A 15877-nucleotide genomic window follows, 5' to 3' on the forward strand; every position below is an offset into this window, starting at 1 on the left:
TAAAAGATTGACAAAGTTTAACACGTTACTTCGACAAGTACATCGACTTATCTTTATATAACTTACGGAAATAAGGATCTTCTAAATCTTTGATAAAGTAGATTGATTCTCCGGTAGATTTCATTTCTGGACCTAACTCTTTCGTTACCTCTGGGAATTTATCAAATGAGAACACTGGTTCTTTAATTGCATATCCTTCGAGCTTTCGCACAATGTTAAAATCTCTCAATTTATTTACACCAAGCATAATTCTAGCAGCGATATTAATATAAGGAACATCGTAAGCCTTGGCAATAAAAGGTACAGTTCTAGAAGCGCGAGGATTGGCCTCTATCACGTAAACTTTATCATCCTTAACTGCAAATTGAATATTTAATAATCCGATTACGTTTAGTGCTTTTGCAATTTTCTTAGAATATGCCTCCATATCAGCAATTACTTTTTCCGATAAGCTGAATGGCGGCAATACTGCAAATGAATCGCCCGAGTGGATACCTGCCGGCTCAATATGCTCCATTAAACCTACAATATGCACATCAATACCGTCACAAATCGAATCTGATTCGGTTTCTTCTGCTCGGTCTAAAAAGTGATCTATCAATACCCGATTTCCTGGTAAATCGCCTAATAACTTCACCACCGCTTTTTCTAAATCTTCATCGTTAATTACGATGCTCATCCCTTGTCCGCCTAAAACGTAACTTGGTCTAACCAAAACCGGATAGCCAACTTCTTGTGCCACCAAAATAGCTTCTTCAGCATTTTCGGCAACACCATATTTTGGATAAGGAATATTCAGTTCTTTTAATAAATCAGAGAAGCGACCGCGATCTTCAGCAACATCCATATCATTGTACGATGTACCAATAATTTTGATGTTATTCTCGTACAGTTTTTCAGCCATTTTTAGCGCGGTTTGACCACCAAGCTGAACAATTACACCAATCGGATTTTCAAGATCGATGATTTCTCTAACATGTTCCCAAAACACCGGCTCAAAATATAATTTATCTGCCATGTTAAAATCGGTCGACACCGTTTCAGGATTGCAATTAATCATAATTGCTTCAAAACCACTTTCTTTGGCTGCCAGCAAACCATGTACACAAGAGTAATCGAACTCTATACCTTGACCAATACGATTAGGTCCGGAGCCTAATACAATCACTTTTTTCCTGTCTGATGATATGGATTCGTTTGTTCCGAGTTCATCACCAGTTGATAATACTTCGTTTCCTAATAAAGAAATTTGGATTGGAGATTCCTCAAATGTGGAATAAAAATACGGCGTTTGTGCAGCGAACTCAGCAGCACAGGTATCTACCATTTTATACACCCGTTTGATACCTAATTCTCTACGGCGGTTATACACATCGTCTTCGGTTACATTCCCTAAAACCCACGCAATCTGCACATCCGAAAATCCTTTTTGTTTTAAGTTGAAGAAGAAATCTCTTGGAATATTATTTAGCGAGTAGCGTTTTAATTCTACTTCTAAATTCACCATTTCTTGTATTTGGGTTAAAAACCATTTGTCTATTCTGGTTACCTTACGGATTGATTCGAGAGGAACCCCCATGCTCATTGCATCCTTAATTAAGAACAGTCTGTTCCAGCTTGGATGCTCCAAACCATACATGATTTCTTCGATATTTCTCTTTTGCTTTCCATCAGCACCCAATCCGGCTCTGCCAATTTCTAAACTCTGACAGGCCTTTTGTAAGGCTTCCATAAAGCTTCGGCCGATAGCCATCACCTCGCCTACTGCTTTCATTTGCAAGCCCAATTCCATGTTAGCACCTTTAAATTTATCGAAATTCCAGCGAGGAATTTTTACGATAACGTAATCTAACGTTGGCTCAAAGTAAGCAGAAGTAGTTTTGGTGATTTGATTTTCAATTTCATCTAAGTTGTAACCTATCGCAAGCTTAGCTGCAATTTTTGCAATCGGATAACCTGTTGCCTTACTTGCAAGTGCCGAAGAACGTGATACACGAGGATTAATTTCGATTGCAATAATGTCGTCATTATCAGGGTTAACAGAGAACTGAACATTACATCCCCCAGCAAAAGTTCCAATAGCACGCATCATTTTTATGGCTTGATTACGCATTTCTTGGTAACAACGATCAGATAAGGTCATTGCAGGAGCAACTGTAATTGAATCTCCAGTATGGATGCCCATTGGGTCGAAGTTCTCTATTGAACAGATGATGATTACATTGTCGGCACTATCTCTTAGCAGCTCCAACTCATACTCTTTCCAACCTAAAACAGCCTTTTCTACTAATACCTCGTGTGTAGGTGAAGCTTCCAAACCACGTTTTAATGCTGCATCGAAATCTTCCTTTTTATGCACAAATCCGCCTCCAGATCCACCTAATGTGTATGAAGGGCGGATTACTAAAGGGTAACCAATTTCTTGAGCAGCTTCTTTACCTTCTAAAAATGAATTTGCAATTTTAGAGGGGGCAACGCCTACACCTATGTCGACCATTAATTGGCGGAACGCCTCTCTATTTTCAGTTTTTTCAATGGCCGCAACGTCAACTCCAATTATTTTTACATGGTGTGCTTTCCAAATCCCTCTCTCTTCAGCGTCAACACAAAGGTTAAGCGCAGTTTGACCGCCCATGGTTGGTAATACCGCATCAATGGTTGGTAATGTGGAAGAGTTGGCGTGTTCTATTAAGATTTGCTCAATCGATTCTACGGTTAATGGACGCAAATACACATGATCACCGATTACCTTATCGGTCATAATGGTGGCTGGATTTGAGTTGATAATGGATACGGCTATTCCTTCTTCTTTTAGAGAAAGGGCGGCTTGCGAGCCAGCATAATCAAATTCGCATGCTTGGCCAATAATAATGGGGCCAGATCCAATGATAAGTACGGAGCGTATGGAGGTATCTTTAGGCATTGTAGGGGTTTAAAAAAGTCTAAAGTAAATTCAAAATTTGACGATAGCTTGGGAATAATGCACTAATATGATATAAAATCCCAACTCATCTGTCGGGATGCAAAGATAGGATTTTAAAATAAAAAAAGAGGGCAAGTAGCCCTCTTTTTTTATAATTTAATACGGTTAGGTAATTATTGAAGTAATTTAATTTCTCCTATATCAGTAGTCGCACTATCTGCAACGGCTACATTTTCTACTGAAGCATCCTTATAGGGCGCATTTGCCTTAATCCAAATGGTGTAAGTGCCTTTTTTTACTTTACCGAAAACAAAAACTCCATTGCTAATTTGGGATCTTAATGTATCTGTTCCTAAAACAGCCACTACTTCTTTTACCCCTTCGGCAGGTGTTATTTTTCCCTGTATCCCGCCTTCTTTAATCGAGCCAAATGCAAACAATCCAACTGATAACGCTGCAACGGCTAAAAAATTTAAACTCGCCTTTTTCATAGTTTTACAATTTAATTTTAAAGTTATGAAGTCATTATGATTTTATTTCATCCGTTTATGAGTAGAAAAACCATAATTTTTCATAATGATTAATTTTTAGTTTAACTTATATTTAGTGTAAGCGTAGTATTTTTCCAAATTATATCCATTAGTTAAGGCAGTACTGTAATTGAACATATCTATGACGAGAATGTTTTTAAAATATTGCTTTCTTATGCACAAGGCCTCTAACGTATAGTTAAAATAAGTACACTTCCACTAAAAACGTCTAGAAATAAATACATTTTTTCGTGCCCGCTTAACAGTAGAATCATTATTCAGGTAGGCAAACATTTTGGAATGCTATTTGTTAATAGTTAAGTAGTCATGTGAACGTCATGATAATGTTTGTTTTAAAATATTGGCCTTAATCTTGTACTATAGTTGTACGATACACGTTTTGATTTAAAACTTCCTCATTTTTTTGAGGATATTCTTCATAAATAGTTTGTTTGGTTTATTATCCGGTAGGGGTTGTTCCCTATCGGATTTTTTGTTTCTACACAATTCTAAATCTATTTCCTACTTTTGAGCCATGTTACTTATCGATACCTTTAGGGAAAGTATTCGTCAATTTCTTTTTGGAACGGGGTTGTTAGAATGGTTCGGTGTTTTTACGGGTATTCTTTGTGTTTGGTTAGCAGCTAAAAATAAAATCTGGAATTGGCCTGTAGCAATAATTAGTGTACTTATTTACATTTTTATCTTTTTCGAAAGTAAATTATATGCCGATATGGGTCTGCAGCTGTACTTTTTTGCGATGAACATATATGGTTGGTACTATTGGAGTAAGCAAAAAGGAAACTCAACCAAAGAGCGTCCGATCAGCACAATTACTAAAAAGGAAATCGTGCTATCACTTGTTGGTGTGGCGATTTTTACCTTAGCTTTGGGTTCTATTTTACATAAAAACACGGATGCTTCATTTCCTTTTATTGACAGCTTTTGTACTGCAGTTAGCTTAATTGCGCAGATTTTTTTAGCGAGAAGAGTAATTCAAAATTGGTTAATCTGGATTTTTGTTGACATTATCTACGTAGGGGTTTATTTCTCTAAAGATTTGTACGCAACGGGAATAATGTATACCCTCTACATCGGTATTGCAACGATGGGTTATTTAGATTGGAGAAAAATTTATCGTGAACAAAACAATTAAGAAAATAGCCATAGTTGGCCCAGAAAGCACTGGCAAATCTACCATTTCTCAACAATTAGCAAAACACTATAATGTGCCTTGGGTGCCTGAATATGCTCGTTATTATTGTGCGGCATTAACATCAGATTGTACGTTACAAGATGAAATAAATATGTTCCACGGGCAGGTGGCACTTGAAGAATCGGTTTTAGCAATGACAGAAACTGAATTTCTAATTTGTGATACCACTTTTCTTACCGTTAAGATTTGGAGCGATGAGATGCTTGGCGAAACACCTGCAATTGTTTTAGATGCTTTGCAGCGCAGGCCGTATGATTTTTATGTGCTTTTAGACATTGATCTTCCTTGGCAAGAAGACCCCCTTCGTGATTTTCCGCATAAACGGGAACATTTTATGAAGGTTTGGCACAAAGAGTTAAAAGCTTTAAACGCCAATTATGTATTGGTTGGTGGAATAGAAAATCGCTTACAAAATGTAATTAATCTAGTTAATCAGTTTTTAAACCACGCTGATTAAACCATCGTTTTTTAAGCGATAATTAAAAAAATTTCGATTTGTCAATCATTTTGCTTTACCTTTACTCCATCAATAAGGGGTGCCTTGTTTTGTAAAAAACGCAAATACGGGCTGAGAACATACCCATTTTGAATGGAAGATGGAAAATGGACGATGGAAAATGGAAACATTTCAACATTCAACATTTCAACCTTTAACCTTTCAAATGCACCTGATCCAGATAATGCTGGCGTAGGGAATGGTTTATGGAGTTTAACTAAAGTCGGGAGTACCCCTACTGTCGGCAGGTTTAACTAAAAGTAAAAAACAAATTGGAAAAATTTAAAATGGCAGTTTTGGCTGCCCTATTGTGCCCTATGCTCACGATGGCACAATTCAGTATTTCGGGGATGGTATCCGAAAACAACAAAAATTTATCTGGCGCAACTATACGCCTAAAGGGAAAAACAACAGCGGTATCGAGCAATGAAAATGGCAGTTACGAATTAAAGAACTTACCCGCCGGGAACTACACAGTTGTGGCGAGTTTTCTGGGCTTTAAAAGCCGAGAAAAAACCATTAACCTTCAAGCAAATGTTACGCTAAACTTTAAACTTGTACAAGCTACATTTTTAGCAAACGAAATTGTGGTAAGCACCACTCGTGCATCAAAAAATGCAGCTGCAACCTTTAAAAACATCAGCAAAGAAGATATTGCAAAAAACAATTTCGGACAAGATTTGCCTTTTTTACTCGACAATACGCCTGGAGTAGTGGTTACTTCTGATGCAGGTGCGGGCGTGGGTTACACGGGCATTCGCATCCGCGGAAGCGATGCAACACGCGTAAATGTTACCTTAAACGGAATACCTTATAACGACAGCGAAAGTCAAGGTACCTTTTGGGTAAACATGCCTGATTTTGCTTCGTCGGTAGATAACATTCAAATCCAACGGGGTGTTGGAACCTCAACAAATGGAGCAGGTGCATTTGGTGGAAGCTTAAACATTCAAACGACAAGTGGCGAAACAGATGCTTATGCCGAATTAAACAACACTTTTGGATCATTTAACACATGGAAAAACACGGTCAAAGTGGGTACTGGGCTAATTAATGAGAAATGGAGTTTTGATGGTCGTTTATCACGTATTAAATCGGATGGATTTATAGATCGAGCTTCTTCCAACCTTAAATCGTACTTTTTATCAGGCGCATACCACGGAAAAACCGACTTATTTCGAATTAATGTATTTTCTGGTAGTGAAAAAACTTATCAGGCATGGAATGGTATTCCTGAGTCTAGGTTACTAGGCGATGTAGCTGGAATGAATGCCTATATTGCCAGAAATGGGTTAAATGCCGCAGATGCCACTAATTTATTAAGTGCTGACAGTAGAACTTATAACAGTTTTACCTATCAAGATCAAACAGATAACTATTGGCAAGACCACTATCAATTGCTTTATGCGAAACAGTTTAGTGATAAATTATCGTTTAGCGGTGCATTACATTATACAGCAGGCAAGGGTTATTACGAAGAATTTAAAGAATCGCAGAAGTTGGCCAATTACGGTTTACAACCCGTAGTTGTAGGCGGAACAACAATTAGCAGAACCGATTTGGTTAGGAGAAGATGGTTAGATAACGACTTTTATGGGTTTACTTATGGGTTTACTTATAAGCCTTCTACCACTGTGCAATTTACATTAGGCGGTGGCTATAATGAATATAAAGGCAATCATTTTGGGCAAGTTATTTATGCACAATATGCTAGCAATGGCTCAAACGATCGACATTACTATGATAATGATGGGTTTAAAAGTGATTTTAACTCGTATTTAAAAATCGGCTATAACCCTACAGAAAAATTGAATCTTTTTGCCGATTTGCAATATCGTAGAATCTATTATGATGTGTTAGGAACGGATAAAAATATTAATCAGTTAAATGTTATAGATGAACTTAATTTTTTTAATCCAAAAGTTGGAGCGAGTTATTTTTTAAGTACAAATGCTAATCTTTATGCGTCGTTTAGTGTAGCCAATAAAGAACCCGGAAGAGATGATTATGTGAATATAGATGCCGGCAATTTACCAAAATCCGAAAGGCTTAACAATCTTGAAGCAGGCTATCGTTTTAATGGAAGTGAATTAACTGGTGGATTAAACGTTTATGGAATGTGGTATAAAGACCAATTGGTTGTTACTGGAAAAATTAACGATGTTGGCGAATACTTTCGTCAGAATGTAGCCAATAGCTACCGAATGGGCGCAGAGCTAGATTTAACCTATAAATTAAGCGAACAATTATCAATCCTTGCTAATGCTGCTTTAAGTCGCAACAAAATAAAAAACTTCACAGAATTTATTGATGATTATGATAATGGCGGACAAATAGAAAATAATTATTCTAACACGACCATTTCCTTTTCACCAAGTGCTATTGTTTCTGGCGAAGTGGTTTATCATCCGACAAGATTATTGGCGTTGAGCTGGCAGTCGAAACATGTTGGGCAGCAATATTTAGACAATACCGAAAATAGTGCTCGAAAATTAAATGCATATTGGGTAAATAATGCTCGTTTAGGGTACAATTTAGCGATTAAAGGCTTCAAAAACGTAAATTTAGCTTTACTTGTAAATAATGTGCTGAACAAAAAGTACGAATCAAATGGTTACACTTTTGGTTACAAGAGTGGTGGTACATTAACTACCGAGAATTTTTATTTCGCACAATCGGGCACTAATTTAATGTTAAGCTTGAATTTGAAATTTTAATCTTCAATAATTCGTCATATCGAACGGAGCGAAGCGAGGAGCTATCCAAGGCCGTACTTAATAAAGGCAGAGATTTCTCGCCGCTTTGCTAACTCGAAATGACGAGCATCTTTTTTAAAATGAAAAAGTATATAGAAAAATTACATTTTATAACACATGATATTCCACAGCATACACACATTGCGCAAGCACAATTGGCATGTGAAGCTGGTGCAAAATGGATTCAATATCGTTGTTTAACGAAAACCGACGAGCAACTTTTAGCTGAATTAAATTTAATCGCAGAAATTTGTGATGATTGGGGCGCAACCTTAATTGTAACTGATCATATCCATTTAAAAGGTCGAGCAGACATACAAGGTTTTCATATCGAAAATATGGATGCAGATTTCATCGCACTGCGCCAGCAAATCGGAGAAGAATATACGTTAGGTGGGTCGGCAAATACCATCGAAAATTTAATTCGTTTAGCGAAAGAAGGTGTAGACTATGCGGGTTTCGGCCCATTTAAATTAACAACAACAAAACCCAATAACTCGCCTATACTTGGCGTTAAGGGTTATGCTGAGGCCATGGGAAAGTTAAAAGCAGAGCAAATTGAGCTACCAATTTTAGCCGTTGGGGGTGTTACCTTGCAAGATGTAGGTCCATTATTAGCTACTGAAATTTTTGGCATTGCCGCCTCATCGGCGATTAATCAAGCCCAAGATATGAGGATAGCCTATGAAGATTTTTATAATGCGGTGCTCGATCACACCTCGTAGGTACCGAACCTGCGAGGTGTGAGTTTTGCTTTTTACTTTATATAGGCTAGCTTTGGATAGGGCAGCTATTAATCCACTCGAAAACGAAAGTGCTAATTGGAGCTTTCTTAAAAAATATGGCTTTAGGTTATTCCTGATCTTATTTTTGCTTGTCATCATATTTAATAATAATGGCACTTTCCCTTATTTCTACATTTTAGTAAAATACCCAACCGAAGGAATGCATCAATTCATTCCTTGGTTTTCGAAAAACATAATCGGCTATGAATATGATTATAGCATTTTCACTAATGGTAGCGGCGATACGAGTTATGATTATATATTACTCCTTTTTAGCTTAATTTTAGCCTTTGTTCTTGCAGCAATTTGGTCTGCCCTCGATTTTAAACGGAAAAACTATAATCACTTTTATTATTGGTTATTGGTATTGGTTCGCTGCTATGTGGCTGTTACCTTAATCAATTATGGAATGTATAAAATAATTAAAGAAAATGAACGATTCCATTGATCAAGTAAGTTTCAAAGTAGTCACCTTTCTACGGCAGAGTAAGTTTAAGGAAGGAGCCAACGCTGAAAGCAAATTGAACTATAATTTATCTGCAAACCTTCTTTTTCTTAAGGGTATGATTGCAAGGGATTCCGTTTCGATCCGTTTGAAAAAAGTGGATCTAAAAAAATATAAACTTATAAATAGGAAATTTAATTGGGTAAACGAATATCCATATAATCGTTAAATAATTACCAAAATCAGGTCATTTTATGATTGTAAACAGGTCTAAACTAGTTGAACAGCTTATATTTGGTGCATTAACTGATGAACAATGAATACTTCCCAAGCAGATATACTCAACCTAGACGATGTTAAACTCTTAGTTGATGATTTTTATGGCAGAGTTCGAGACAATGACCTGCTTTCTCCTATTTTTAATGGTGTAATTGGCGATAGATGGCCTGTTCATTTAGAGAAAATGTATGGCTTTTGGCAAACGCTTTTATTAGATGTTCAGGCCTACAGCGGCAGTCCGTTTTTAAAACATGCAAAATTACCTATAGAAAAAGAGCATTTTGATACTTGGATGCGTCTCTTCACCGAAACTATTGATACCCACTTTACAGGTGCAAAGGCGGATGAAGCGAAATGGAGAGCGGCTAGAATGAGCGAAATGTTTCAGTATAAATTAGATTATTATAAAAATAACCCTGCACAACCTTTAATTTAAATTCGAAACCTTACTTTTATAGGAAATTATTTTCCTTGGAAGAACCATCAGTTATTGAAGAAAAGAAAGACTCATTTGCAGCTTTACGGTATAGAGAATTTCGCTCTTATTTAGGGATGCGCTTTTTTTTTACATTCGCGTATCAAATGCAAGCAGTTGTATTGGGCTTGTATATTTACGATCTAACTCGCGATCCCCTGGCTTTGGCTTTTATTGGATTATGTGAAGCCATTCCATCTATATCTATTGCGTTATACGGGGGATATATTGCTGATAAAACGGAGAAAAAAGGGCTATTAATTAAAATATTTGCCTCGGTAATGTTATGTTCACTGGTGATGTTAACCTTTACCAGTAAACAATGGCATGTTCCTACTGGAACTCTTTTACCCATCTTATATGCAATGATATTTTGCATTGGTTTAGCTAGAGGTTTCTTTGGTCCAACCACATTTTCGATAATGGGGCAAATTATCCCAAAAAAACTATATCCTAATGGGGCAACCTGGAGTAGTTCGAGTTGGCAATTGGCATCCATTTTAGGGCCAGCTGCTGGGGGCCTGCTCTATGGAAATTTCGGTATCACCACTTCTTACTCGGTAATTGTGGCGTTTATTTTAGTAGCTTTAATTTGCATTCTTTTTCTAAAAACTCATCCTCCCACATTTGTTCCAAAAGAAAGTATTTTCAAAAGTTTAACAGAAGGTGTTCAATTTGTTTTTAAGAGCAAAATGATGTTGGCAGCATTAAGCTTAGATTTATTTTCTGTATTTTTTGGAGGCGCAGTTGCCCTACTTCCAATTATTGCTATAGACATTCTTCATGTTGGATCTGAGGGCGCTGGATACATGCGTGCCGCCGCTTCATTAGGCTCAGTACTAACCATGTTGGTGATGACTAAATATCCACCTATGAATAAACCATGGCGAAATTTATTAATTGCAGTTACAGGCTTCGGAGTAAGCATTATTTGCTATGGCTTGTCGACTAGCTTTTATTTAACACTCTTTTTCCTGTTTTGTGAAGGGGCTTTCGACAGCGTTAGTGTAGTAATTCGCTCTACTATTATGCAGTTACTTACCCCAGATCAGATGCGTGGACGAGTTTCGGCAGTAAATAGCATGTTTATTGGTTCATCAAATGAATTAGGGGCATTTGAATCGGGATTAACTGCAAAACTGATGCGTACTGTTCCGGCTGTAGTTTTTGGAGGAAGTATGACATTGGGCATTGCTTTTATTACGTATGTAAAAACGAAGAGTTTATTACCGCTTACGCTAAATGATATTAAGCCTGCAGAAAAGAATGAAGATCAGGTTTAGAACAAATACTAATATTTAAAAGGCTGCTGCTTACTATAATTTCGCTTAAGGAAAAGGTAAGCTACACTGCCAATAAAGGGCAACACTCCTACTAAAATTAAAAAAAGCAATTTGGTATTCGATTCTTTAAAATCGGATCGTATAATATCAATTATGCAATAGATAGTTAATAAGAATGGGGCCCCTATCAAAAGAAGCAAAATTACTTCAGCTCCTCCAAGGTTTAAAAATTCTAACAGCTGCATATTTAAATTATTAAACTTAAATATAGCTAATTTTCTGTTCTCTCACCAACTTGTTGTCTCCACATTGCATAATACAATCCTTTTTCGGCTAATAGATCGGCATGTTTCCCTTGTTCAATGATGTGTCCCTTTTCTAAAACATAGATTCTGTCGGCGTGGCGGATGGTTGATAAGCGATGGGCAATTAAGATGGTGATCTGACTGGTTAATTCCGATACGTCGCGAATAGTGGCCGTAATTTCTTCCTCGGTTAAGGAATCTAAAGAAGATGTTGCTTCATCAAACACGAGAATATCGGGATTACGCAATAATGCTCTTGCAATCGATAAGCGCTGTTTTTCTCCGCCAGAAACCTTTACTCCGCCCTCTCCTATCACGGTATCTAACCCTTTATCAGCCCGGGCTAAAAGATTTTGACATGCTGCTTGATGCAATACTCGCATACAATCTTCATCGCTTGCTCCAGGTTTAACAAATTGCAAATTCTCTCTAATTGTGCCGGAGAAAAGCTGAGTATCCTGCGTTACGAAGCCGATTTTTTCTCTTAAACCATTTAAATCTATATCCTTTCCTGAAATCTGGTTGTACAAGACTTTTCCTTCCATCGGTTGATATAAACCTACTAGCAACTTCACTAAGGTGGTTTTACCTGAACCCGATGGTCCTACAAAAGCTATGTTTTCACCCTCTTTAGCGGCAAAAAAGATATTACTCAAAGCATTGGTCTTGCCTGATAAATGCTTAAAGCTTACATTATCGAATGCAAGGGTATTTATTTTTTGAACAGCAACCGGATTTTCTGGCTTATGTTCTAATGGTGTGCTTAAAATTCGCTTAAAGTTACCTAAGGAGACTTCAGCTTCACGCCAAGCCAAAATTACCGTTCCGATTTCTTGTAAAGGTCCGAATAAGAAAAAAGAATAAAATAAGAAGGAAAGGTATTGCCCAGGTGTGATATTATTTTCAAAAATCAACATTAAAAGCACAACAATCATGGTACTGCGCACCAAGTTTACGGTTGTACCTTGTACAAAACTCATGCTTCGAACATATTTTACTTTCTTTAATTCTAAGCCTAAAATTTTATAGGTTGTATTATTTAACCGGTTGATTTCTTGATCGGCCAAACCTAAACTCTTTACCAATTCAATATTTCGAAGCGATTCGGTTGTTGAACCCGCTAAAGAAGTCGTCTCCGCGATGATTGAACGTTGAATCACCTTAATTTTTCTGCTCAAAAACCAACTAATAAAACTGATAATCGGAATAGATGCTGCGTACACCAACGTCACTTTATAGCTTATAGAAAGCGAGTATACAATTACAAATAGCAATCCAATAAAACTGATAAAAAGGATGCTAATAAAGGAGGTAATAAATTTTTCACTATCTGTTCTCACCTTTTGTAAAATCGATAGTGTTTCCCCGCTACGTTGATCTTCAAATACCTGATATGGAAGTTCCAAAGAGTGTTTTAGTCCGTCGGAATACATTTTCGCTCCTACCTTTTGGATAATGATACTGGTAAAATAATCCTGAAAATTTTTGGCAATTCTAGAAACCATCGCTACACCAATTGCATAGCCTATTAATTCGAGTACGCCCATAATATAGCCGTGCTTATCATTTTGATAAAGCTGGGCTTTGGTAATATACCTGTCCATCAGCTTCCCCGTGATTGCGGGATCCATCAGCGAAAATCCGATGTTCATGGCAGCAAGAACTAAGGCTAAAACCACAACCCATTTGTGTGCTTTTAAATAGTGAATCAGTAAATTCATTTTTTGTTTTGTTTGGGCTGTAAAAATAAGTAAAGGGAATGAAGCTTAGCTACATTCCCTTTTATATTGTATTATTTTGACAAACTTATCGGCATCATGCGTAAAGTTTGTCAAAGTTAAATAGTCATGATATCTTTTTCTTTTACTTCGGCGTGTTTATCAACTTTAACAATATAAGCATCGGTTATTTTTTGAACTTCACCTTCTCCAGTCTTAATTTCATCATCAGAAACGCTCTCGCCTTTTAATTTTTTAATCTTTTCGTTGGCGTCTTTACGAATATTCCTAACAGTGATTCTTCCTCGTTCGGCTTCTTCCTTAACCTTTTTTACCAATTCTCTACGGCGTTCTTCTGTTAAAGGCGGCACAACAAGTCTGATGATTACACCATCATTTTGCGGATTAATGCCAATATTCGCTTCCATAATGGCCCGCTCTATTGGCACCAATAATTGCTTTTCCCAAGGTTGGATAATTAAGGTACGCGCATCTGGAGTATTGATACTTCCAACTTGTGCTAGTGGGGTGGGATTTCCGTAATAATCTACCATAATCCCATCAAGCATGCCTGCCGAAGCTTTGCCCGCTCTTATTTTTGTTAATTCAGCTTCACAATGCGCAATTGCCTTTTCCATTGCAACCTGTGCATCTTCTAATTGTTTCTTTATGAGGTCGTTCATAATGTGTAGTATTTATACAAAAATATAAAAATTGGTCAGATTTAGCCGCTTACTAATGTCCCTATTTCTTCGCCATTGGCAATTTTCAAGAAATTTCCAGTTTTGTTCATGTCAAAAACAATGATGGGAACTTTATTTTCTTCACAAAGCGTAAAGGCAGTCATATCCATTACATTTAGGCCTTTTGCATAAACTTCTTTAAATGTGATTTCAGTATATTTAACTGCAGCAGGGTCTTTTTCAGGATCTGCGGTATAGATTCCATCAACACGGGTTCCTTTTAAAACAGCATCGGCACTAATTTCAATTGCTCTTAAAGCAGCCGCTGAGTCGGTGGTGAAATACGGGTTTCCTGTTCCAGCACCAAAAATAACTATTCTACCTTTTTCTAAGTGGCGAACGGCTCTTCGACGCACAAAGGGCTCACAAATTTGCTCCATCTTAATGGCTGATAATAGGCGTGTTTTTAAACCTACCTTTTCTAAAGCATCTTGTAAGGCCATGCTGTTAATTACGGTGGCTAGCATGCCCATATAATCGGCCTGTGCCCTATCCATTCCAGATTTTTCGGCGCTTAAGCCTCTAAAAATATTACCTCCTCCTATTACAATTGCAATTTCAAGGCCTTTATCGTGAACGGCTTTAATATCTTCAGCATATTGTTTAACGCGCTCGTTATCAATACCATATTGCTTATCGCCCATTAACGATTCGCCACTTAATTTTAGTAAAATCCGTTTGTAGTTCATCAGGTTGTTTCTATGTTTTCTTTTGTCAGATGAGCCTTTGATGATTAAAATAATTAGCCTAACTATATTTTTATAATTATCTTAATCGTGTCGGGTTCATGACCGCAAAAATAGGATAAATGTTTTAATATTCAACCCCCTTAGCGATTACCTTCTTGAGATTTAATTCAGCATCCAAAACTAACAGATCGGCTTGCCGACCAATTGCAATTTCGCCAATTCGCTTATCTTCACTAATTAACTGTGATGGGTAGGTTGAGCTCATTTTTAAGGCTTCTACTAAAGGTATATCGCAGTAGGTTACGCAATTTTTTACGGCTTGCAGCATTGTTAATGAAGAACCAGACAAAGTACCATCGGGCATTACAAATTTATCGCCTACTAATTGATGTTGATAAGGACCTGTTGAGCATTCGGTTACAGCGTCAGTAATTAAAAACAAACGTTCTTTTAACAACTTATAGCTTAGTTTTACGATTTCAAAATCTACATGATGGCCATCAGCGATGATACTAGCCCTCGCGCTGTGATGATTAAAAACAGCACCTGGTATACCTGGAGCACGGTGTTGAAGTGGTGTCATGGCATTGAAAAGATGAGTAGTAGTTTGAATGCCCTTATTATAAGCGGCTGTAGCCTGATCAAAAGAAGCATCACTATGTCCTAAAGATACCACCACATGGTGATCCAACAAATATTCGATTACACTGTCATCTTGCAATTCAGGGGCAATTGTCATCATCTTAATGAGTCCATCTCCGAAATCTAGCAACGCTTTGATTTCGTCTAGGGTTGCTTTTCTAATGAATTTTTCTATATGAGCCCCTCTACGTTTTGGATTTAAAAAAGGGCCTTCTAAATGTATTCCCAAGCAATTTTTTGCAGCTTTACGATGTTCCTTTGCAACGGCGATGCAGCTATTAAAAACTTCAGGTGTATTTGTAGCCATACACACTAGAAATCCTGTAGTGCCCACTTTCATCAAGGCTTCCTCAATATGTGTAAGGGTCTCAACACTAGGGCTAGCAGAAAATAGTTTACCCCCAGCTCCATAGATTTGTAAATCGACAAAACCTGGTACAATTAAATCGCCAGTTTTGCCAATGCTGTCCGATTCCTTAATTGAAATGATTTTATCATTAGTAATGGTTATCGATTGTGCCTGCTTTAAGTTGTTCCCGTTAAAGTAACTAAAATTATCAAACGTTTGCATGGTCAAATATGTAAAAATTAT

The 15877-nt window shown here is 37.2% G+C and carries 15 protein-coding genes; 8 read left to right on the forward strand and 7 right to left on the reverse strand.

Translation table 11 applies throughout. The features are described from left to right. Positions 1-25 precede the first annotated feature (25 nt). Positions 26-2923: a carbamoyl-phosphate synthase large subunit gene (carB, locus tag WG904_RS04390; protein ID WP_339578072.1), complete on the reverse strand. Its 2898-nt coding sequence runs from the start codon at positions 2921-2923 to the stop codon at positions 26-28. A gap of 173 nt (positions 2924-3096) precedes the next feature. After that, complete coding sequence (locus WG904_RS04395) at positions 3097-3414, reverse strand: carboxypeptidase regulatory-like domain-containing protein (protein ID WP_339578073.1); 318 nt, start codon at positions 3412-3414, stop codon at positions 3097-3099. Between the two features lie 574 nt (positions 3415-3988). Here WG904_RS04395 and pnuC point away from each other — a divergent pair. From pnuC to WG904_RS04435, 8 genes are all read left to right on the forward strand, one after another. Continuing rightward, a complete protein-coding gene (gene pnuC, locus WG904_RS04400) occupies positions 3989-4609 on the forward strand; it encodes a nicotinamide riboside transporter PnuC (protein ID WP_339578074.1) in 621 nt (206 codons plus the stop codon). Further along, positions 4593-5126: an AAA family ATPase gene (locus WG904_RS04405; RefSeq protein WP_339578075.1), complete on the forward strand. Its 534-nt coding sequence runs from the start codon at positions 4593-4595 to the stop codon at positions 5124-5126. Before pnuC ends, WG904_RS04405 begins: the two co-directional genes overlap by 17 nt. 132 nt (positions 5127-5258) lie before the next feature. Beyond that, a complete protein-coding gene (locus WG904_RS04410; protein WP_339578076.1) occupies positions 5259-5423 on the forward strand; it encodes a hypothetical protein in 165 nt (54 codons plus the stop codon). A gap of 14 nt (positions 5424-5437) precedes the next feature. Further along, on the forward strand, positions 5438-7882 hold the full coding sequence (locus WG904_RS04415) for a TonB-dependent receptor (protein WP_339578077.1): 2445 nt from the start codon (positions 5438-5440) through the stop codon (positions 7880-7882). A 119-nt stretch (positions 7883-8001) separates the two neighbouring features. Then, entirely contained in the window at positions 8002-8646 is a 645-nt protein-coding gene (locus tag WG904_RS04420) for a thiamine phosphate synthase (protein ID WP_339578078.1), read from the forward strand. A 52-nt stretch (positions 8647-8698) separates the two neighbouring features. Continuing rightward, positions 8699-9154, forward strand: a complete 456-nt coding sequence (locus WG904_RS04425) for a hypothetical protein (RefSeq protein ID WP_339578079.1) — start codon at positions 8699-8701, stop codon at positions 9152-9154. Between the two features lie 313 nt (positions 9155-9467). Beyond that, the gene (locus tag WG904_RS04430; RefSeq protein ID WP_339578080.1) at positions 9468-9866 is read left to right on the forward strand and encodes a group III truncated hemoglobin; all 399 of its coding nucleotides are present in this window, start codon (positions 9468-9470) and stop codon (positions 9864-9866) included. Positions 9867-9901: 35 nt separating this feature from the next. Continuing rightward, entirely contained in the window at positions 9902-11188 is a 1287-nt protein-coding gene (locus WG904_RS04435) for an MFS transporter (protein WP_339578081.1), read from the forward strand. Positions 11189-11196: 8 nt separating this feature from the next. Here WG904_RS04435 and WG904_RS19610 read toward each other — a convergent pair whose 3' ends face one another. The 5 genes from WG904_RS19610 to nagA all read right to left on the reverse strand — a co-directional run bounded on the left by WG904_RS19610 (position 11197) and on the right by nagA (position 15856). Then, complete coding sequence (locus WG904_RS19610; protein WP_431844413.1) at positions 11197-11433, reverse strand: PLDc N-terminal domain-containing protein; 237 nt, start codon at positions 11431-11433, stop codon at positions 11197-11199. A gap of 26 nt (positions 11434-11459) precedes the next feature. Continuing rightward, a complete protein-coding gene (locus WG904_RS04440) occupies positions 11460-13214 on the reverse strand; it encodes an ABC transporter ATP-binding protein (RefSeq protein WP_339578082.1) in 1755 nt (584 codons plus the stop codon). A gap of 116 nt (positions 13215-13330) precedes the next feature. After that, the gene (gene frr, locus WG904_RS04445; RefSeq protein ID WP_339578083.1) at positions 13331-13894 is read right to left on the reverse strand and encodes a ribosome recycling factor; all 564 of its coding nucleotides are present in this window, start codon (positions 13892-13894) and stop codon (positions 13331-13333) included. Between the two features lie 41 nt (positions 13895-13935). Then, positions 13936-14643, reverse strand: coding sequence for a UMP kinase (gene pyrH / locus WG904_RS04450; RefSeq protein ID WP_339578084.1), 708 nt, complete (start codon positions 14641-14643; stop codon positions 13936-13938). A gap of 124 nt (positions 14644-14767) precedes the next feature. Beyond that, positions 14768-15856 carry an N-acetylglucosamine-6-phosphate deacetylase gene (nagA, locus tag WG904_RS04455; protein WP_339578085.1) on the reverse strand — a complete coding sequence of 363 codons (1089 nt, stop codon included), beginning with the start codon at positions 15854-15856 and terminating at the stop codon, positions 14768-14770. Positions 15857-15877 lie beyond the last annotated feature (21 nt).

The sequence above is a fragment of the Pedobacter anseongensis genome, from assembly GCF_037482965.1.
Taxonomy (GTDB): Bacteria; Bacteroidota; Bacteroidia; order Sphingobacteriales; family Sphingobacteriaceae; genus Pedobacter; species Pedobacter anseongensis.

What these genes read in the sequence shown, in the direction of transcription:
- carB (WP_339578072.1), bottom strand. Translation starts at nt 2,923, where the DNA reads ATGCCTAAAGATACCTCCATACGCTCCGTACTTATCATTGGATCTGGC.
- WG904_RS04395 (WP_339578073.1), bottom strand. Translation starts at nt 3,414, where the DNA reads ATGAAAAAGGCGAGTTTAAATTTTTTAGCCGTTGCAGCGTTATCAGTT.
- pnuC (WP_339578074.1), top strand. Translation starts at nt 3,989, where the DNA reads ATGTTACTTATCGATACCTTTAGGGAAAGTATTCGTCAATTTCTTTTT.
- WG904_RS04410 (WP_339578076.1), top strand. Translation starts at nt 5,259, where the DNA reads ATGGAAGATGGAAAATGGACGATGGAAAATGGAAACATTTCAACATTC.
- WG904_RS04420 (WP_339578078.1), top strand. Translation starts at nt 8,002, where the DNA reads ATGAAAAAGTATATAGAAAAATTACATTTTATAACACATGATATTCCA.
- WG904_RS04430 (WP_339578080.1), top strand. Translation starts at nt 9,468, where the DNA reads ATGAATACTTCCCAAGCAGATATACTCAACCTAGACGATGTTAAACTC.
- WG904_RS19610 (WP_431844413.1), bottom strand. Translation starts at nt 11,433, where the DNA reads ATGCAGCTGTTAGAATTTTTAAACCTTGGAGGAGCTGAAGTAATTTTG.
- WG904_RS04440 (WP_339578082.1), bottom strand. Translation starts at nt 13,214, where the DNA reads ATGAATTTACTGATTCACTATTTAAAAGCACACAAATGGGTTGTGGTT.
- frr (WP_339578083.1), bottom strand. Translation starts at nt 13,894, where the DNA reads ATGAACGACCTCATAAAGAAACAATTAGAAGATGCACAGGTTGCAATG.
- pyrH (WP_339578084.1), bottom strand. Translation starts at nt 14,643, where the DNA reads ATGAACTACAAACGGATTTTACTAAAATTAAGTGGCGAATCGTTAATG.
- nagA (WP_339578085.1), bottom strand. Translation starts at nt 15,856, where the DNA reads ATGCAAACGTTTGATAATTTTAGTTACTTTAACGGGAACAACTTAAAG.